This window comes from Actinosynnema sp. NPDC059797 (genome assembly GCF_042732085.1).
Classification (GTDB): Bacteria; Actinomycetota; Actinomycetes; order Mycobacteriales; family Pseudonocardiaceae; genus Actinosynnema.
Genome location: NZ_JBHWIE010000061.1, coordinates 1 through 19,389 on the forward strand (window position 1 = coordinate 1; position 19,389 = coordinate 19,389).

The window sequence follows — 19,389 nt, forward strand, 5'->3', positions numbered from 1 at the left end:
AGCCAGTACCCGCCGCCGCGGCGGGCCGCGATGCCCTCCGCGTCGTACCCGACCGGCTCGCCGCCCCGGGTGAGGGTCAGCTCGCGGTGCACGCGCGCGGGCGCGGCCAGGGTGTCCACGGTCAGCACGCGCGTCGGCGCGTAGGCCGAGTCGGTCACCGCGACCACGTCGCGGGGGTTGCCGGGGATGCCCGAGAGGCCCGACAGCGCGCCGAACCCGATGCCGTCCGACACGATCGACGGCGTGCCCCGGTTGCCCGCCAGGGACACCGGCAGCGGCGTCCCGGTCAGCCGGTACGAGGTGAGCGAGGACCGCACGCCGTCGTCCGCCGCGTCCTCCTCGGCCGACACCACCAGCGTGCCGGTGGCCGGGATCGGCAGCAGCCCCTCCGGGCCGACGCCCGTCGGCAGGGCCTGGGTGAACCGGGGCCGGCGCGGGTCGGTCACGTCGTAGACGGCGACCAGGTTGGCCCGCTCCATGCCGACGAACGCGTACCGGGTGCGCCCGAACGCGGCCACGGCCAGGCCCTCGGGCTCCACGCCCTTGTTGTCCGACCGGCCGTCCGGGTACTGGCCCTGCCGGATCGCGATCCGCTGCAGCTCGTCGCCCGACGAGAACACCACGCGGCCCGACGCCGCGTCGAACACCGTCCAGGTCCGCGACCCACCCAGGTAGTCGCCCTCGTCGGCGGTGGCCAGCGTGCGGTCGTCCAGCCACGCCACGGCGTCCGGCTCGCGCGCCGCGGTGATCGTGCCCGTCGGGTCGATCCGGCCGTCGTCGGCGGTGTCGACGCCCCGGACGGTCACCGTGCCCGCGGAGAAGTGGTCCACCACCCGCGCGGAGCGCAGGTCCACGATCGCCACGTGGTTGTTCTCCTGCAGCGTCACGGCGGCCTGGCCGCGGCCGTTGACGCTCACGTACTCCGGCTCCGGGTCGCCCGGCGCGACCTCGGCCAGCCCGGTCAGCTCCACGCGCCGCGTCCGCCAGGCCGAGGGCGCGCCCTCCAGCTCCACCACGGCCAGGAAACCGGCCGGCGCCTGGGGGAGCGCGCCCTCGGCCACGTCCTCGTCGCGCTCGTTCTCGATCGCCACGGCGGCGTACCGGCCGTCCGGGGCGACGTCGATCGAGTCGGGCTGCCCGCCGAGGTCGTGCCGGGCCACCACGGCGCGGCGGTCGACGTCGACGACGAGCAGCGCGCCGGACGGCTCGGCGCGGGACGCCGAGGTGTTCACCGCGACGAGCGCCAGTCGCCCGCGGACGTCCACCGAGGTCGGTTCGCCCGGGACGTCGAGCACGCCGGTGGGCCGCAGCGCGCCGGCGCGGTCGAGGCCGGCGAACCCGATCCGCCGGGCGGGCGAGTCGGTGTACACCACGGTCCGGCCGTCGGCGGTGGCCGCCGCGATCTCCGCGGCCGTGTGCTGCCCGGCGGAGCTGTTGGCGTGGACGGGCATGGTGTCGACGCGCTGGAACCGCTGGTGCGCGGTCGCCGACGCGGGCGACGTCAGGAGCGGCATGGCCGTCGCGCAGGTCAACAACACCACGGCGACGCGTGTGGGACGGACCACCGGGCCTCCAACCTCGATCGGGGTCGGCGCATCGTGGACCGCCCCGGCGACCGGCGGGTGAACGCCGGGTGGCGGGCACCGGTGGGGGCGGCGACCCCTTGGTGGCGAACGCCGCCCCCACCCCTCACCGGAGGTCGCAGAGCGCGTGCTCGACCAGCTCGGAGGTCGGGTCGCCGCCTTGGGCGGGCGCGCCCGGCTCGGGCACCATCGAGTCGGTGTTGATCGACACCACCACGCTGCGCGACCCGTCGGTGGTGACGCCGTTGCGGGTCATGAAGCCGTGGATGTCGCCGCCGTGGAACCAGTGGCCGCCGCACGCGTTCGGCGCCCACATCAGCCCCAGGCCGTAGCGCACGCCGGGCCACGCCGGGTCGAACCGCGTCGCGGGCACGGTCCGCGTCATCTCGGCGAGCAGGTCCGGCCGCAGCACCCGGCCGCCCATCAGCGCCCGCAGGAACCGGTTGGCGTCGTCGGTGGTGCTGATCATGTCGCCGGCCGCGCCGCCCCACGACGGGTTGTAGGTGGTCACGTCGACCGCCTCGCCGTACCTCGGGTCGTTCGGGTCCGCGTCCATCCCCTTCTCCGGGAACCGCTGGTACCCGGTGGCGTGCGGGTGCGGGACGAACGGCGACGTGCCGGGCAGGGACGTGTCGCGCAGGCCGAGCGGCCGGACGAGGCGGTCGCGCACCTCCTGCTGCCAGGTGCGGCCGGTGACCCGCTCGATGATCATGCCCGCCAGCGCGTAGCCGGTGTTGGAGTAGCTCCAGCCCTGGCCGGGCCGGAAGTCGGGCGGCCCGGCGACCGCGAGCGCGACGACCTCCTCGGGGGTCACGGTCTTGAACCGGTTGCGCAGGAACGCCTCCTCCAGGGCCAGCTCGGGCATCAGGCCGGTGTAGTTGCGCAGGCCGCTGGTGTGCTGGAGCAGCTGCCGGACCGTGATTTGCGACCCGTCGTTGCCGTTGCCCGCCACCACGCCGGGCAGCCAGCGGTCCACCGAGTCCTCCAGGGACATCCGCCCCTCGCCGACGAGCTGGAGCACCGTCGCCGCCACGAAGGTCTTGGTGTAGCTGCCGATGCGGAACTTCGCGTTCCAGGGCACCGGCGTCCGCCGCGCCACGTCCCCGTGGCCGCTGCGCGCCCGGACCTCCCCGCGCGGGGTGTCCACCTCGACCAGCACGCCGGGCGCGCCCTGGGCGAGCAGCGCGTCCGCGTGCCGCTGGAGGGTCCGGGAGCCGGGGTGCGCGTGCGCCGTGCCGGCCGTGGCGGCGCCGAGCGCCGCGATCACGAGTACCGCCGTCAATCGCTTCATGCGGTCGAAACTAGGGACGCGGCCGGCCGCGGTCGTCGCCCCGGGACGGCATCTTCGCCTACCCCCGAGGGGGTAGCGCCGGATCAGCCCCCGGGCTGGCGACGGAGCGCACGCGGCGCGGCTAGGTTGGCGCGGTGCGCGCCGAACTCCGAGCGATCCGGCTGGACCTGCTGCTGGCGGCGGTGCTGACCGGCCTGACCGCGATCACCGTCGACAGCTACGGCGGGGGACCGGTCGCCCACGCGTTCGCCGCGCTGACCGTGGCGCCGGTGGCCCTGCGCCAGCTCGCGCCGGTGACGGTCACGGCGGTCGTCCTGTGCGCGCTGCTGGCTTACGGCGGGGTCGGCCACGGCACCTACCCGAACGCGGGCATCGGCGCGCTGATCGGCGTGTTCACCGTGGCCACGCTGCGCCCCCGGCACGTGGCCGCGCTGACGGCCGCGGCGGCGACGCTCGTCGTGGTGTTCACCTACGTGCGGCTCGCCCCGTCGACCGGGTGGTCGGAGATCGGGCAGTCGGTGCTGGTGGTGCTGGGGGCGTGGGCGCTGGGCGAGGGCACGCGGCGCTGGGCGGAGCGCGCCGAGCGGCTGGCCGAGCGGGCGGCGCGGGCGGCGGCGGACGAGCGGGTGCGCATCGCCCGGGAGCTGCACGACGTCGTCGCGCACCACATGTCGGTGATCTCCCTCCAGGCGGGCCTGGCGCGGTACGTGCTGGACACCGACCTGGCCACGGCGCGGCAGGCGATCGAGACCGTGGGGGAGACCAGCCGCGAGGCGTTGACCGAGCTGCGCCGCCTGCTCGACGTGCTGCGGGTCGACCGCGGCGGTGACCGCGCGCCGCAGCCGGGCCTGGCCGCCCTGGGCGACCTGGTGGAGCGGGCGCGCGGCGCGGGCCTGGAGGTGGAGGTGTCGGTCCGCGGCGAGGTCCGGGACCTGCCGCCGGGGCCGGACCTGTGCGCGTACCGGGTGGCGCAGGAGTCGCTGACCAACGTGCTCAAGCACGCGGGCCCGGCGACCGCGCGCATCGACCTGGACTACGGCGAGCGGACCTTCGCCCTGGAGGTCGCCGACGACGGCGCGGGCGGCCCGGCGGACGTGCCCGCGACCTCGCACGGCATCCGGGGCATGAGGGAGCGCGCCGAGCTGTACGGCGGGGTGCTCACCGCGGGACCGCGGCCGGGCGGCGGGTTCGGCGTGGTGCTGCGGCTGCCGGTGGGTGCGGTGTGACGGCGATCCGCGTGCTCGTGGCCGACGACCAGGCGCTGATCCGCGCCGGCCTGGTCGCCCTGTTCACCGCCGCGCCGGGCTTCGAGGTGGTCGGCGAGGCCGAGGACGGCGAGCGGGCGGTGGCGCTGGCCGCGTCGACCGCGCCCGACGTGGTCCTGATGGACATCCGGATGCCGGTGCTGGACGGCATCTCCGCGACCAGGCGCATCCTGGCCGCCGCGGGCGGGGACCCGCCGCGCGTGGTCGTGCTGACCACGTTCGACCTGCCCGAGTACGTCTACACGGCGCTGGGCGAGGGCGCGGCCGGTTTCCTGGTCAAGGACACGCCGCCGGAGCGCATCCTCTCCGCGGTGCGCACCGTCGCCGCGGGCGACATCCTCATCGCGCCGCACATCACCCACCAGCTGATCGAGACCTACGCGCGGCACCACCGGACCGCGGCGGTGGACGTGCCGGCGCTGGACGCGCTGACCGCGCGGGAGACCGAGGTCCTGCGCCTGGTCGGCAACGGCCTGACCAACGGGCAGATCGCCCAGCGCCTGGTGCTCAGCGAGGCGACGGTGAAGACGCACGTCAAGCGGGCGATGGGCAAGCTGGGCCTGTCGAGCCGGGCGCAGGCGGTCGTGGTGGCCTACGAGAGCGGCCTGGTGGTGCCCATGTCACCCGAGCGTCCCGGCGGGTGAGTTCGGCGGACCGGGCCGTCCTCTTCCGCTGCCGCCCGGCCAGCGGCAGCAGCACGAACTGCCACAGCACGGACACCGAGATCGCGAACACCCCCGTGGACAGGCTGCGCCGGCCCTCCTCGGGGAACCCCAGCACGAGCGCGCCGACACCGATCACGGCGGGCACCGCGAACACCACCCGGTACGGCCACACCTTGTACGGCCGCGCCAACGCCGCGTCGGCGACCTCCAGCAGCGGCCCGGCCAGCCGGGGGTCCCCGACCCCTTCACCGCGCCACAGCGCGCGCCGCACCTCCGGCCCCACCGACGGCTCGCCCCACCGCCACCGCCACTGCGCCACCACCAACCCCAGGCTGAGCAGCGCCGCCCCCAGCGCCCACCACACCTGCCCGTACCCGGCCAACATGAAGCCGACGAACAGCGGGGCCGTCGGCACCCCCTCGACCACCGCCTGCTTGAACGACGGCCCCTCGGCCACGCCCTCCACGGCACCCCCAGCCCCGACGACACGCCCACGACCGGGTTACCCACCCGCGCGAGTCGTACGCCCAGCCCCACCGTGTCGTGCGTTCAGGACCGGCGAGTCGCACGTTCAGGACCGGTGAACCGTGCGTTCGGACCGGCGTTCGACGGCCACGGACAGCCCCGCCACCGCCAGCCCGGCCAGGCTCAGGACCACGCCCACCCACGCGGTCGAGGTGTAGCCCCAGCCCGCGGCGATGGCGACGCCGCCCAGCCACGCCCCCGCGCCGTTGGCCATGTTCAGCGCCGAGTGGTTCGACGACGAGGCCAGCGACGGCGCGTCGGGGGAGGCGTCCATCAGCCGCACCTGCAACGCCGAGGCCAGCACCTGCGAGGTGAACCCGAGCAGGAACACCCAGGTGATCGCGAGCGCCGGGGACGAGGCGGTGAGCCCGAACCCGACCAGCACGACCGTCACCGCGACCAGCCCGCCGAACACCGCGCCCATCACGGACCGGTCCACGAACCGCCCGCCGAACGTCGCGCCGAGCGTCATGCCCAGCCCGAACACCGCCAGCACCCACGGCACCGCGCCGGCGGGCAGCCCGCCCACCTCGGTGGTCAGCGGTGAGATGTAGGAGTAGACCGCGAACATGCCGCCGAACCCGACCGTGCCGGTGACCAGCGCGAACCACACCTGCGGCCGGCGGAACGCGCGCAGTTCGGCCGCCACGCCCGCGTCCCGGGCCGCGGGCACCCACGGCAGCCACCGGGCCAGCGCCGCCGCGGTCGCCAGCGCGACCACCGCCACCGCCAGGTAGGCGACGCGCCAGCCGATCCGCTGGCCCGCGGCGGTCACGACGGGCACGCCGACCAGGTTGGCCACGGTCAGCCCGACCATGATCCGGGCCACGGCGGTGCCCCGGCGCTCCGGCGGCACCAGCGCGGCGGCCACGACCGCGGCGATGCCGAAGTACGCGCCGTGCGGCAGCCCCGCCACGAACCGGGACACCATCAGCAGCGTCCCGTTGGGGGCCACCGCGGACAGGCCGTTGCCGACGGCCAGGGCGATCGTCAGCGCGATCAGCAGCCCCTTGCGCGGCAGCTTCGCGGCCAGCCCGGCGATGAGCGGCGCGCCGACGACCACGCCCAGCGCGTAGAGGCTGATGGCGTGGCCGGCGGCGGGGATGGACAGGTCGAACGTGTCCGCCATCTGCGGCAGCAGGCCCATGGTGGCGAACTCGGTGGTGCCGATGGCGAACCCGCCCAGGGCGAGCGCGCCCACCGCCCTGCCCCGGCGGACCGCGGTGGGCTCGACGGTCGTGGCCATGCGGAGAACTCCTGTCACCTGTCCCGGGTCGACGGTGACCGGACGATTGATTAGCAACTGAAACGATCCTATCGACCGGCGCCCGGCCACGACCCGCCGCGGCCGGGTGCCCCTGCTCACACGGCCGCGCGCTTGCGCAGCACCAGGAGCGCCACCAGGAACCCGGCGGCCAGCAGGCCGGCGGAGGTGGTGAACGCCACCTGGTAGCCGGCGGTCAGGGCGACGGGTTCGGCGGCGCCCCCGGCGCGGACCTCCCCGGTGCGGGCGGCGGCCAGCGTGGACAGCACGGCCACGCCCGTCGCCATGCCGATCTGCTGGGTGGTGTTGAACAGCCCGGACACCAGGCCCTCTTCACCCGGCGCGGCGTCGGCCATGCCGAGCGAGGCCAGCGCGGGCAGCACCAGCCCGCCGCCGGCGATCAGCAGCATCACCGGCAGCAGGTCGGTGACGTAGTCGGCGTCGACCGGCACGGCCCGCAGCACCAGCATCGCGGCGAGCAGCATGAGCAGCCCGGTCAGCAGCACGGCCCGCGCCCCGAACCGGCGGCTCAGCCGGGCCGAGGCGAACAGCGACACGCCGCCGATGGCGACCGCCGCGGGCAGCATGGCCAGGCCGGTGGCCAGCGCGCCGTACCCCAGCACCCGCTGCATGAACAGCGCGACGACCACCTGGAACGCGAACATGGCCGACAGCGCCAACGCCTGCACCAGGTTGGCGCCCACCACGTTCCGGGAGCGCAGCACGCGCAGCGGCATCAGCGGCGTCGCCGCCCGGGACTGCCGCACGACGAACCCGGCCAGCAGCGCGACCGACACCAGCCCCAGCCCGAGGGTGTGCGCGGAGAGCCACGCGTGCTCCTCGACCTTGACCACGGTGTAGATGCCCAGCACCAGGCCGGCGGTGACGAGCGCCGCGCCGAGCACGTCGGCGCCCGCCCGCAGGCCGGGCCCGCGCCCGCCCGGCAGCAGCCGGACCGCCAGGGCGATCGTGGCCGCGCCGATCGGCAGGTTGATGAAGAAGATCCAGTGCCAGCTCAGCGCGTCGGTGAGCACGCCGCCGAGCACCTGCCCGAGGGACGCGCCCGCCGCGCCGGTGAAGCTGAACACGCCGATGGCCCTGGCCCGTTCCGCGGGGTCGGTGAACAGGGTGACCAGGATGCCGAGCACGACCGCGGACGCCAGCGCGCTGCCCACGCCCTGGAGGAACCGGGCGGCGACCAGCACCCCCGGCCCGGTGGCCAGGCCCGCGAGCAGCGACGCGGCGGTGAACACGGCGTTCCCGGCGAGGAACAGCGCCTTGCGGCCGACCAGGTCACCGAGCCGGCCGGCGAGCAGCAGCAGCCCGCCGAACGGGATGAGGTAGGCGTTGACGGTCCAGCTCAGCCCGGCCGGGGAGAAGCCCAGGTCGTGCTGGATGGCGGGCATCGCGACGGTGACGATGCTGCCGTCCAGGACGGTCATCAGCATGGCGGCGGACAGCACCGCGAGCGCCGACCAGCGGCCGGTGCGCGGTGCTTCGAGGGTGGACGTCATGGCGCTCTCCTGTTCGGGCGGGAACAGGAGAGACACTAGTAGATAGTTTTCTTGCAGACAATCTGATTCGGTTCTACTTGGTGCTCTCGCGGGCGCGCCGGGCGTTCGACGGCGCCGCGACCGGGGTGCCCAGGTGGCCCGTGACCAGGCGGTTCAACGCCCGCAGGAACACCTCGCGCTCGTCCTCGGGCAGCGCGCCCAGGGCCTCCCGGTGCACCCCGTCGACGATCTCCTGGCTGCGCTTGGCGATCTCGGCGCCCTTCTCCGTGACCGCGATGATCCGGGCCCGCCGGTCGGTGCTCGACGGCCGGCGCCCGGCCAGGCCCGCCTCCTCCAGCGCGTCGACCGTGACGACCATGGTGGTCTTGTCCATGTCGCCGATCTCGGCCAGCTGGATCTGCGTGCGCTCCTCCTCCAGGGCGTGCACGAGCACGCAGTGCATCCGCGCGGTCAGGCCGATCTCGGCCAGCGCCGCCGCCACCCGCGTGCGCAGCACGTGGCTGGTGCGGTCGAGCAGGAACGACAGGTCGGACTCGGTGCGCGCTGGGGCCATGGCGGACATGACCCCAGCGTAATCGCCCCGAGGACACCCGACCCGGCCTACAGCGGCGGGTGCGCGTTCGCCAGCAGCTCGCGGAAACCCGCCGAGTGCCACTGCCCGGCGGGCGGCGTGTTCGGCCACGCACCGGTCGGGCGGTACGACGCGCCGGGCCAGCTGTTGTAGGTCGGGTCGCACATCCGGTTGTGGTTCTCGCCGGGGAAGGGCAGCGGGACGCTCGCGCCGTCGGACTCGCCCGGCGGCTTCACCCACGCGTACGCGTCCACGCCGGGCGCGGGCGACGCGACGGGCCGCTCGCCCAGCCCCGCGCCGACCTGGTTGCACCAGTTGCTGATCCACAGCCGGCGGTCCAGCCGGCTGGTGTCCACGTAGGTGTTGACGTCGTAGGTCTCGTCGTTCGACCTGGTCGGGCGGTTCGGCCCGCCCCACCCGTTGCGCGAGGTGTCGACCACCACGCCGACACCCGGGTCGAACCCGGCCGCCACCAGCTCGCGGCGCAGCACCTCCACGTAGGACAGCTCGTCGACGAACGGGTTCCAGTCCACCCACCGCGACTGGAGGATCGGCTGGCCCGCGACGACGGTCCTGGTCAGGTAGACCTCGTCCAGCGCCGAGTAGTTCGCCGTGTTGGCCACGAACCCGTGCACGTCCGCGAGCGTGCTGCCCGCCGCGCCCGCCGCCCGCACCAGCACCTCGACGAACTCCGAGCGGTTGTCGTCCCAGCCCAGGTTGCCGTGGTGGCTGACGTCCAGGTAGTTGTAGACGTTGTCGATCGCGCCGAGCCGCGCCAACGCGTACCCGATCGCCTCGTGGTACGCGCCGGTCGCCCTGACCTGCTCGCAGGTGATGGTCCACTGGGAGCGCGGCCGCACGTGCGTGACCAGGAACGGCAGCGAGTGCGGCTCGACCACCGCGACCACCCGCAGGCCCGCGTACGCCGGGTCGCGCAGCACCTCGGCGATCGGGTCGACGAACTCGGCGCGGTAGGTCGGCAGCCGGTCGTAGGGCAGTTCCCCGTTGCTGCTGAGCCGGCCGCAGTCCCGGCCCGGGGCGTCGTAGAGCACGACCTGGACCAGGTCCGCGCCCTGGCGCAGCGCCTCGTCCAGGTGGTCGCGCAGGCCCATCCGGCCGTTCGAGCCGCGCACGGCGGCGATGCTGTCCAGCCACACGGCGGTGGGCTGACCCGCGACGGCGGCCCCGCCCGGTTCGGCGGCGGCCCGCGCGGACCACTCCGGGTTCACGTAGACCCGGGCGCCGGCGTACGGGTTGTCCACGCGCCCGGTGGCGTGCGCGGTGCCGGCGAGCCCGAACGCGAGCAGGACCGCGGCCAGTGCCACGGGTAACCGTGCGCGCGTGAAAGACCTCATGGTGCTTACCCCCGATCACGGCGTTGTGCGGGTGGCGGCACTTTCACGGTACAGCGGCCGTGAGCGGCGGTGCAGCGCCGAACGGCGGCCGGCCGTTGCTCGCGGGCGGGCGGCGCGGACGGTGCCGGTCGGCGTGGACGGCGCCGGTCGGGGGAGGGCTCAGCCCTTCCAGACCACCGGGTCGTCCTTGTAGTCGTCACCGTCGGTGAAGCTCGCCGCGACGATCTTCGAACCCTCGCGGGCGGCCTGCAGGACGCACGTCTCGTACTTGGCGCCGGCCGTGGTGAAGTCGCGGGCCGCGGTCTCCGACTCGCACTCGTCGGTGTCGCCGGTGATGATCACCCCGGTGCCGCGGCCGTCCTCGCCGAGGCCGCGCAGGCTGAGCGAGCTGTAGGACAGGTCGGTGCCACCGACGTTCTCCACGGTCACCCGGATGTAGAACGGCGTGATGCCCTTGGCCTTGTCGCCGAACTTCGCCAGGTCGGCGTTGTCGCCCTGCTCGATCGCGGTGACGGTGAGGGCGATCGTGCCGGTCTTGGACGTGCCGTACTTGAACGGCACCACCGCGCGCTCGCCGACCGCCAGCTCCGAGCCGGGCGCGGTCACGTCGCCGTCGGCCTCGGTCGCGGGCGCGGACGGCGTGGTGGTCCCGGTGGTCTCCTCGGCCGAGGTGGTGGTCGTGCCGGTGTCCGAGGTGGGCGCGGGCGACGCGGTGCCGTCCGTCTCGCTGCCGCAGGCCGACAGGAGCAGGGCGGCCGCGCAGGCGGCGAGGAGCGGGGCGGTGCGGGCGTGCGTCAAGACGGGTCTCCTGGCTGAGCTGGGGTGGTGGCGACGCTAACCCGGGTGGCGCACCGGCGCTGTCGGTCGTTCGCACCACAACCGGTCAGAGGTCGTCGACGCCGATCAGGCCGTCCTGGATGGCCCGCGCCACCAGCGCGGCCTTGGTCGGGGCCTCCCGACCGATCAGCGCGTACTTGATCCGGATGCGCTCCAGGTGCGAGTTGACGGTGCTCAGGGAGATGCCCAGGCGCTGCGCCACGAAGTCCTTGGACTCCGACTGGAACCACTCGACCAGCACCTCGACCTCGCGCGCCGACAGCGCGGGCCGGTGGTCGGACCGGTCGCCCGCCAGCGCGCCGGCCAGCGACGGCGGCGTGTACGCCCGGCCCTCCGCCGCCGCCCGCGCCGCCCGCACCAGGTGCTCGGCGCCCTCCGCCTTGGTCAGGTAGCACAGCGCGCCCAGCTCCAGGCACTGCAACGCGATGTCGTCGTCCGCGCGCATCGAGTAGACGACGACCCGCCGCCCGGCCTCCACCAGCCGGCGCAGGTCGCCGAGGACGGGGGTGGGACCGCCCAGGTGCAGGTCGAGGATCACCACGTCGGCGCCCGCGCCCTCGCCCAGCCACGCCGCCCGCACGTCCTCGCCGCTCGCCACGACCCGGATCGGGGGTGTGCCGGTGGACAGCCAGTAGGCGACGCCCGCGCGCACCGCCGGATGGTCGTCCACCACCACCGCGCTCAGCTCGCCCGCCATCGGACCTCCATCCGCGTCTGCCCACCGTACGTGCCGGTTTCGACCTCCACCGCCCCCGGCGCGGTTCCCCCGGGATCGGGGGTTGCGGCGTCGGCGAGCACCGCGCCGGGGAGCGCGGTGTCGGAGATCACGGCGTCGGAGATCACGGCCACCCGGACCTCGTCGCCGGTCCGCAGCAAGCTGACCCGGGCCCGTGCCCGCGCGGCCGCCAGCGCCAGCTCCACCGGCGCGGTCAACGCGCGCCGCACCCCGGCCGGCACCGGCACCGACGTGCCGCTGACCGCCAGCGACACCACCACCCCGCGCTGCTCCGCCACGTGCGCGCACGCCGCGACCTCGTGCACCAGCGGGTCGGGCACGTCGTCGTGCTCGGCGAACAGCCTGCGCAGCTGCGTGGCCGCGAGCGCGCACCGCAGCCGGGTCTCCTCGTCACGGGGGTCCAGCACGCCGTCGGCCAGGTCCGCGAGAAGCGGCAGCGTGGTGCCGAGCCGCCCCGCGAACCGGGCGCGCAGGTCCTGCTCCCACTGCTCGGCCACGGCGGCGCGGGTGGTGGCGCGCTCCTGCTCGGCGGCCATCCGGGCGGCCTGGCGCCCGGCGCGGGCCAGCACCCGCAGGATCACCAGCGTGCCCACCTGGAAGCTGGTCACGCCCAGCAGCACCACCCCGGCGCCGCCGACCTCCAGCCGGTCGGGCGCCCCGGCCTGCACCCACTGGACCACGCTCACCACGACGTGCGCGGACAGCGCGACCAGCAGCGCGCCGACCCGGTCCGCCAGCAACAGCAGCAGCTGCCACCCCACCAGCCCGAACGACCAGTGCGCCGGTCCGAAGTGGCCGTCCGGCGGCAGCGCCCACGTGGCGGTCGCCGACGCCGCGAACACCGCGACCACCCCGCCGGCCACCACCGGCCCCGGCAGCGGCTCGCGACGTGCCACCCACACCGCGCACCCCAGCGTGACCAGGGCGAACAGCACGTAGGCCGCCCACGCCGCCGCGTGGTGGTCGTGGTGGAGCAGCGGCGCGAGCCCGAGCCCGGGTTGGATCACGGCCGCGACGGCCAGCAGCACCAGCCGCGAGTGGTCGGTCACGGTCGCGGCCACCCCGCCCGCACCGTCGTGCCGCCCGGCCCGGAGGTGACCTCGGCGTACCCGCCGACCGCCGTGACCCGCCCGACGATCGAGTGGCGCACCCCGCGCCGGTGGTCCGACACCGCCGCCGCGTCGAACCCGCGGCCCTCGTCGGACACCACCACCTCCACACCGCTCCCGCGGGCCGCGACGACGACCCGGGCCCGCCCGGTGCCGGCGTGCCGCCGGACGTTCAGCAGCGCCTCGCGCGTCGCCCGGACCAGCGCCAGCGCCACCGGCACGGGCACCAGCACCTCGTCCCAGCGGGCCTCGACCTCCAGCGGGCTGTGCTCCACCACGGACCGCAGGGCCGCGCCCACGTCCACGTCGCCGCCGACCGCCGCGCCGGGCGCGGTCAGCAGCTCCAGGTCGCGGCGCGCGTAGCCCGCGACCTCGGCGGGGTCGGCGTCCCGCCCGTTGACGGCCACCACCAGGAACGTGGCCGACGCGGTGTCGTGCAGCAGCGCCAGGTACTCGCGGTCGCGCCGGTGCCGCTCCAGGGCCACCGCCTCGGCCCGCTCCAGCGCGGCCCGGCGGGCCCGCAGCGAGTCCACCTGCCGCGTCGCGCCGAGCAGCAGCCGGAACGCCAACCGCGCGAGCGCGCACTCCACCAGCACCCGCAGCACCGCCGAGCCGTCCCAGCCGACCACCGCGGCGTGCACCGCCAGCAGCCCGGCCGTGACGGGCGCGGAGACCTTGGGCGACCACTCCCACTGGATCGTGATGGCGGTGGTGGTGAGCACGTTGAGCGGCCACTGCGGGGTGCCGCCGAGGTGGGCCTGGGCCGCGCACACGGCCGCCACCCGGACGACCGCGAGCACCAGCGCGGGGCCGCGCGGCCCGAAGTCGGCCACCGCGCCGACCAGCACGAGGGCGAACACGCCCAGCACGGCCGGCAGGGCGTGACCCGGCGCCGACAGCACGCCGAAGGCGCTGAGCAGGACGATGCCGATCCCGCGGACGGGTCCGGCCGACCGCGCGACGGCGGCCAGGAACTCCGCCTCACCCCGGCCCGGCACACCGCGACCCTAACCCGAACCCCTCCGGTGACCCGCGGGTGGCGTGCCGGCGAACACCGGGGAGCGCTCCCATGACAACCGGACAGGAACCCCGCCCACGCCTTCCGGCCGCGGGGCCCGGTTGGGTAGACCTCTGGGCATGCGGGCTCTGATCACAGCGGGCGTGGCGGTCGTCCTCCTGGCGGGCGCGGTGACGCCCGCGGCGGCCGACCCGGGGACGGGGGCGGTGCGCGACGCCGTCCGGTACGTCGACCCCCTCATCGGTTCGGCGAACGGCGGCAACACCTACCCCGGCGCGGTCCGGCCGTTCGGGATGATCTCGTGGAGCCCCACGAGCACGCGCGGTGACCAGACCAACACCGGCGCCGCCAACGGCTACGCCCACGACGCCACCCGCGTGCGCGGCTTCAGCCTCACCCACGTCAACGGCGCGGGGTGCCACCCCGGCGCGGCCGGCGACGTGCCGATCATGCCGTTCGTCGGCGAGGTCGCCGGCTCGCCGACGGCGGACGTGCGCGACGAGGTCTACGCCGCCGACTTCCGGCACGAGGACGAGACCGCCACGCCCGGCCGCTACCGCGTCGGCCTCGCCTCGGGCGCCACGGCCGACCTGAGCGTGACCACGCGCGCGGGCGTCGGCGACTTCACCTTCCCCCGCGACCGGCCCGCCGCCCTGCTGTTCCGCGTCTCGAACTCCCTCAACGGCAGCGAGGACGCCGAGGTCGCCATCGACCCCGACCGGCGGACCGTGTCCGGCTCCGTGCTCACCGGCGCGTTCTGCGGCCGGCGCGCCAACGGCGGCGCGAACAACAAGAAGTCCTACTACCGCCTGTACTTCACGGCCTCCTTCGACCGCGCCTTCTCCGGCACCGGCACCTGGGTGGACGGCGACCTGCGGCCCGGCACGACGACGGCCTCCGGTGGCGAGGGCTACGAGACCGGCGCGGCGCGGCAGGGGCGCGGCTCCGGCGGCTACGTCACGTTCGACACCTCCTCGGACGCGGACGTGCGGGTGCGCGTCGGCATCTCCTACACCAGCGCGGAAGCCGCCCGGCGCAACCTCGACCGCGAGATCGGCCCGCGCGAGACCGTCGACTCGGTCGCCGCCGACGCGCGCCGCGAGTGGGCGCGCCAACTGCGCGCCGTGGAGATCGCGGGCGGCACGGACGAGCTGCGCACCACCTTCTACACCGCGCTCTACCACGCGTTCCTGCAACCCAACGTGGCCAGCGACGTCGACGGCACCTACCTCGGCAGCGATCGGCGGGTGCACCGCCTGGAACGCGGCCAGCGCGCCCAGTACGGCAACTTCTCCGGCTGGGACCAGTACCGCGCCCACACCCAGCTGCTGGCCCTGCTCGAACCCCGCGTCGCCTCGGACTACGCCCAGTCGCTGCTCAACCTGGCCCGCCAGAACGGCGGCGTGTGGGACCGGTGGGTGCACGTCAACGGGCCCACGCACGTGATGACCGGCGACCCGTCCGCGCCCGCCCTCGCGGGCATGCACGCCATGGGGGCGCGGGACTTCGACGTGCGCGGCGCGTTCGAGTCGCTGGTCCGCCAGGCCACCGTGCCGCACCCGGACGGCCTGTCCGACGAGGGGTGCCCCGGCCAGTGCGAGGGGCAGCGCCCGAACCTGGCCGAGTACCTGCGCCTGGGCTATGCGCCCCAGGACACCTGCCACTGCTGGGGCGGCGCGGCCGAGACGCTGGAGGACGCCGCGGCGGACTTCGCGCTGGCCGACTGGGCCGGGCGGCTCGGGCGGACCGACGTGCGCGACGCCCTGCTGCCGCGGGCGGGCTGGTGGCGCAACACGTTCAACCCCGCCGCGGGCGACACCGGGTACCAGCAGGCGCGGAACTCGGACGGCACGTGGACGTGGCCGTTCAGCCCGTCGTCCGACCTCGGTTTCGCGCAGGGCACCAGCGCGACCTACACGTGGATGGTGCCGCACGACGTGTCCGGACTCGCCGCGGCGATGGGCGGTCGAGAGCGGGCGGTGCGGCGGCTGGACGCGTTCTTCCGCAAGCCCGACGGCTCGTGGGCCACCGGCGGCGACCCGCTGCGCTACGACCCGACCAACGAGCCGGGTATCCACACCCCGTGGCTCTACAACGGGTTGGGGCAGCCGTGGAAGACGCAGGAGACCGTGCGCGCCATGGCGTCGCTGGTGTACCGGACCGGGCCCGCCGGGCTGCCGGGCAACGACGACCTGGGCACCATGTCGGCGTGGTACGTGTTCGCGGCGCTGGGCGTGTACCCCCAGACGCCGAGCCGGGCGGAACTCCTCGTCTCCAGCCCGAGTTTCCCCTTCGCCCGCCTCAACAGGTCCGGCGCGCCGAGCATAACCATCAAGTCCCCCAACGCTTCTCCCACGAACGTGTACGTCCGGGCCGTTGAGGTTGACCACCGGCCGCACCCCGCGTCATGGTTGTCCGAGAGGTTCGTGGCACGTGGCGGAGAACTGGTCGTGGACGTGAGCGACACGCCGAACACCTCCTGGGGCACAACGAGTTTGCCCGTCGACCACGTGCTGCCGGCAGCAGAGCCGGTGCCGAACCTGCCGGCCGCGTGCACGGTCTCCGGGCCGTGGTGCGCACAGGACCTGGGAGGTCAGTACGATGTGGACGGTGTGGCGACCGCGGACGCCAGGCAACAGGGCGATCTCGACGGCAAGGGCTGGAGCTTCCCCGCCGAGCAGCTCCCCGCACCCGGCACGCGCCCGGTGGACGGCGTCGCGTTCACCGTGCCGGGCACGACCGGCACGGCCCGGAACTTCCTCACCGCCCGGGGTCAGCGCCTGCACCTCACCCCGGGCCGCCACCGCGCCCTGGAGGTCCTGGCGACGGCCGTCAACGGCGACCAGGGCCTCACCCTCACCACCTCCTACGCGGACGGCGCCACCACCACGACCGAGCTGTCGATCACGGACTGGGCCGCACCGGCGGCGCGCCACGGCGAACGGGCCGCCGTGACCGCGACGACCCGCTACCGCACGGACGGCACGGCGGACGGGCGCACCGCGCGGATCTGGCGGCTGACCGTGCCGCTGGACCCGGCGCGCGTGGCCACCTCGGTGGTGCTGTCCGCGAACGCCAACGCGAAGTTGTTCGCGCTCAGCACGGCCGCGCCTTAACGTCCTCGGCGTGACCGAACTGAACGGTGACCTCTTCGACCGGGTGGCGGCCGACTACGACCGCGCCGTGCCGTTCTTCACCACGTTCGGCGAACGCCTGGTGGAGTGGGCGGGCGTCCGGCCGGGCGCCCGGGTCCTGGACCTGGGAGCCGGGCGCGGCGCGGTGACCGCACCCGCCGTGCGGGCCGGTGCCTCGGTGGTGGCGGGCGACACGTCCCGGGGCATGCTCGCCGCCCTGCGGGACACCGTGCCCGGCGTGGACGCCAGGCTGCTGGACGCGATGGCGCTGGACCTGCCGGACGCGTCGTTCGACCTGGTGCTCAGCGGCTTCGTGCTGCACGTCCTGCCGGCGCCGGACAGGGCGTTCGCCGAGATCGCGCGAGTGCTGGAACCGGGCGGCGACCTGGTGTTCTCCACCCCGGGCCCCAGCACGGACGGCGGTTGGTGGGCGTCCTACGGACAGGTCGTGGACGAGTTCACCCAACGCCTGCCGCCACGTCCCGGCGGTGGGTCGACCGGAAGCCTGCCGGAGTGCGCCGAACGCGCCGGCCTGCGCGAAGAAGGGAGGTGGAACACGGAGGTCGCGTTCCCGGTCGAAGGCCCGGAAGCCCACTGGTCCTGGCTGATGTCCCACGGCAACCGGTGGCTGTACGACGCCCTGCCCCCGGCGGACCGCGAGGAGTTCCGCACCCGGGTCCTCTGCTCCCTGCGCGAAGACCACCCGACCGGCGGCACGCGGATCATCGCGGGCGCGCAGTTCCACCGGTACACCAAACCGGGCACCCCCGACTGACCCGACCACCGGGCTGACCCGACCACCGGGCTGACCCGACCACCGGTTGACCCGGCCACCCGGCTGCGCAGACCACCCGCACCACTCGGACCACCCGGACCACCTGCTCCACCACAGTCAGTCCTTTCCACCCAGCGCAGGGCCGCGGCGGTGCGCGCCCGGGTGGGGGCGCACGATCTACGACTTTCGTCAGGGATCGTCCCGGCCGATCGCCCAATGTCCCGAAAGGAGCCGCTTCCTAGGTTTTCCCCGTGAGATCACTCCTCCTCGTCCTGACGGCGGGACTCGTGCTGGCCCTGGTCCCGCCGCCGGCCGCACACGCCGAACCGACCGCCTTCGACACCGGCCGCGCCGACGCCTACCTGGCCAAGGCGCTGCGCGACACCGGACTGCCGGGCCTGTCCGCGGTGGTGACGCGGGGCCGCGAGGTCGTGCACGCCGCCGGCTACGGGCACGACTCGGAGGGCAACCCGGTCACCGCCGACACCCCGATGCGGGTGGCGTCGGTCAGCAAGTCGTTCACCGCCCTCGCGGTGATGACCCTGGTCGAGGCCGGCCGGATCGCGTTGGACGAGCCCGTGGCGCGCCGGCTCCCCGGGTTCACCATGGCCGACCCGCGGTACGAGCGGGTGACCGTGCGACACCTGCTCAACCAGACGTCCGGTTTCTCCGACACCACGATCGACGTCGAGTCCCTGTCCGGCTCGTCGTCGCTCGCGGAGTACGTGGCCGGGCTGGCGGGTGAGTCGCTGGCGGCCGACCCCGGCACGCGCTACCGGTACTGCAACGCCAACTACGAGGTCGCCGCGCGGCTGGTGGAGGTGGCGAGCGGTCAGGGCTTCGCCGACTACCTGAGGTCGGCGGTGTTCGGCCCGCTCGGCATGGAGCACAGCGGGGTGACCGAGGCCGAGGTGCGCCCGGCCGACGGCTACGTCTCGCTGTTCGGGGCGTGGCTGCCGCGCGCCGAGCTGCCGGGCTTCCGCGACTCCAGCGGCTCGGGAGGCGTGCTCACCACCGCCGCCGACATGGGCCGGTGGCTCACCTCCCAGACCGGTGACGGGGTGCGGCTTGTGTCGGAGGACGGGCTGCGCACCCTGCGCACCTCGTCCCCGGTGGCCGACTACGCCATGGGCTGGGCGCCGGACGAGGAGCTGGACGTGTTCGTGCACTCCGGGAACCTGTTCACCTACACGGCCGTGCAGGCGATCGACCCGGACACCGGTTACGGGTTCGCGGTGCTGGCCAACAGCGCCGCCCTCCAGGACGACACCTACGCCGTCCTGGCAGGGCTCGTCGCGATCAGCCGGGGGCGGGAACCGGGCGAGGTCGGCGGCGGGCGGCAGGTGTTCGAGCTGGTGCTGGGCCTGATCGCACTGGGCGCGGTCGCGCTCGGCGTGCTGGGCGTGCGCCGCGCCGGGACGTGGGCGCGGCGTCGCGCGGGCACGCCCACGTGGCGGGCGGCGGTGCGGTGCGTCCCGGCGCTGCTGCCCGCGGTCGTCCTCGCCGCCTTCCCGGACCTGCTGTCGGTCCTGATCGGGGGCCGGGCCGTCACGTGGGCGCAGCTGACCTACTTCCCGCTGCCCCTGACGGTGACCGCGGTCGTCGCGGCCGCGGCCGGCGTGCTGGTCGTGGCGGCCCGCGCGGTGCGGCTGCGCTCGTCCCGGTGGACGGGTCCGGCGAGGTGGACGGGTCCGGCGAAGTGGACGGGCCCGGCAGGGCGACCGTCGGCTCGGCCGGCCTGAGAGAC

16 protein-coding genes are annotated in these 19,389 nt (G+C 75.0%); 5 read left to right on the top strand and 11 right to left on the bottom strand.

Annotated features, from left to right (window positions below; all coding sequences use genetic code 11):
* Positions 1-1,565: choice-of-anchor I domain-containing protein (locus ACFV4N_RS17375; protein WP_499673545.1), on the bottom strand; the 1,565-nt coding region annotated here is incomplete at its 3' end.
* A gap of 124 nt (positions 1,566-1,689) precedes the next feature.
* Positions 1,690-2,874, bottom strand: a complete 1,185-nt coding sequence (locus ACFV4N_RS17380) for a serine hydrolase domain-containing protein (RefSeq protein WP_499673546.1) — start codon at positions 2,872-2,874, stop codon at positions 1,690-1,692.
* 134 nt (positions 2,875-3,008) lie between these two features.
* Here ACFV4N_RS17380 and ACFV4N_RS17385 point away from each other — a divergent pair, with 134 nt between their 5' ends.
* Together ACFV4N_RS17385 and ACFV4N_RS17390 are read left to right on the top strand one after the other, a co-directional pair.
* Positions 3,009-4,100 carry a sensor histidine kinase gene (locus ACFV4N_RS17385; RefSeq protein ID WP_499673547.1) on the top strand — a complete coding sequence of 364 codons (1,092 nt, stop codon included), beginning with the start codon at positions 3,009-3,011 and terminating at the stop codon, positions 4,098-4,100.
* Positions 4,097-4,783, top strand: coding sequence for a response regulator (locus tag ACFV4N_RS17390; protein WP_499673548.1), 687 nt, complete (start codon positions 4,097-4,099; stop codon positions 4,781-4,783). Before ACFV4N_RS17385 ends, ACFV4N_RS17390 begins: the two co-directional genes overlap by 4 nt.
* Here ACFV4N_RS17390 and ACFV4N_RS17395 read toward each other — a convergent pair.
* The 9 genes from ACFV4N_RS17395 to ACFV4N_RS17435 all read right to left on the bottom strand — a co-directional run bounded on the left by ACFV4N_RS17395 (position 4,674) and on the right by ACFV4N_RS17435 (position 13,713).
* On the bottom strand, positions 4,674-5,270 hold the full coding sequence (locus tag ACFV4N_RS17395) for a hypothetical protein (RefSeq protein WP_499673549.1): 597 nt from the start codon (positions 5,268-5,270) through the stop codon (positions 4,674-4,676). The two genes, ACFV4N_RS17390 and ACFV4N_RS17395, sit on opposite strands and share 110 nt — an antisense overlap.
* Before the next feature lie 105 nt (positions 5,271-5,375).
* The gene (locus tag ACFV4N_RS17400) at positions 5,376-6,575 is read right to left on the bottom strand and encodes an MFS transporter (RefSeq protein WP_499673550.1); all 1,200 of its coding nucleotides are present in this window, start codon (positions 6,573-6,575) and stop codon (positions 5,376-5,378) included.
* 116 nt (positions 6,576-6,691) lie between these two features.
* The gene (locus ACFV4N_RS17405) at positions 6,692-8,107 is read right to left on the bottom strand and encodes an MFS transporter (protein WP_499673551.1); all 1,416 of its coding nucleotides are present in this window, start codon (positions 8,105-8,107) and stop codon (positions 6,692-6,694) included.
* A 73-nt stretch (positions 8,108-8,180) separates the two neighbouring features.
* A complete protein-coding gene (locus ACFV4N_RS17410; protein ID WP_499673552.1) occupies positions 8,181-8,669 on the bottom strand; it encodes a MarR family winged helix-turn-helix transcriptional regulator in 489 nt (162 codons plus the stop codon).
* 38 nt (positions 8,670-8,707) lie between these two features.
* Complete coding sequence (locus ACFV4N_RS17415; protein WP_499673553.1) at positions 8,708-10,003, bottom strand: glycoside hydrolase family 6 protein; 1,296 nt, start codon at positions 10,001-10,003, stop codon at positions 8,708-8,710.
* Positions 10,004-10,192: 189 nt separating this feature from the next.
* Positions 10,193-10,831 (bottom strand): hypothetical protein, encoded by a 639-nt coding sequence (locus ACFV4N_RS17420; RefSeq protein WP_499673554.1) that lies wholly within the window; start codon positions 10,829-10,831, stop codon positions 10,193-10,195.
* A gap of 85 nt (positions 10,832-10,916) precedes the next feature.
* A complete protein-coding gene (locus tag ACFV4N_RS17425; RefSeq protein ID WP_499673555.1) occupies positions 10,917-11,567 on the bottom strand; it encodes a response regulator in 651 nt (216 codons plus the stop codon).
* The gene (locus tag ACFV4N_RS17430) at positions 11,552-12,667 is read right to left on the bottom strand and encodes a hypothetical protein (RefSeq protein ID WP_499673556.1); all 1,116 of its coding nucleotides are present in this window, start codon (positions 12,665-12,667) and stop codon (positions 11,552-11,554) included. The genes ACFV4N_RS17425 and ACFV4N_RS17430 overlap by 16 nt, the downstream gene beginning before the upstream one ends.
* Positions 12,652-13,713, bottom strand: a complete 1,062-nt coding sequence (locus ACFV4N_RS17435; RefSeq protein WP_499673557.1) for a sensor histidine kinase — start codon at positions 13,711-13,713, stop codon at positions 12,652-12,654. The genes ACFV4N_RS17430 and ACFV4N_RS17435 overlap by 16 nt, the downstream gene beginning before the upstream one ends.
* A 139-nt stretch (positions 13,714-13,852) precedes the next feature.
* Between ACFV4N_RS17435 and ACFV4N_RS17440 the strand changes: the two genes are divergently transcribed.
* From ACFV4N_RS17440 to ACFV4N_RS17450, 3 genes are all read left to right on the top strand, one after another.
* Positions 13,853-16,849, top strand: coding sequence for a GH92 family glycosyl hydrolase (locus ACFV4N_RS17440; RefSeq protein ID WP_499673558.1), 2,997 nt, complete (start codon positions 13,853-13,855; stop codon positions 16,847-16,849).
* A gap of 10 nt (positions 16,850-16,859) precedes the next feature.
* The gene (locus ACFV4N_RS17445; protein WP_499673559.1) at positions 16,860-17,642 is read left to right on the top strand and encodes a class I SAM-dependent methyltransferase; all 783 of its coding nucleotides are present in this window, start codon (positions 16,860-16,862) and stop codon (positions 17,640-17,642) included.
* Between the two features lie 251 nt (positions 17,643-17,893).
* Entirely contained in the window at positions 17,894-19,384 is a 1,491-nt protein-coding gene (locus tag ACFV4N_RS17450) for a serine hydrolase domain-containing protein (protein ID WP_499673560.1), read from the top strand.
* Positions 19,385-19,389: the final 5 nt, after the last annotated feature.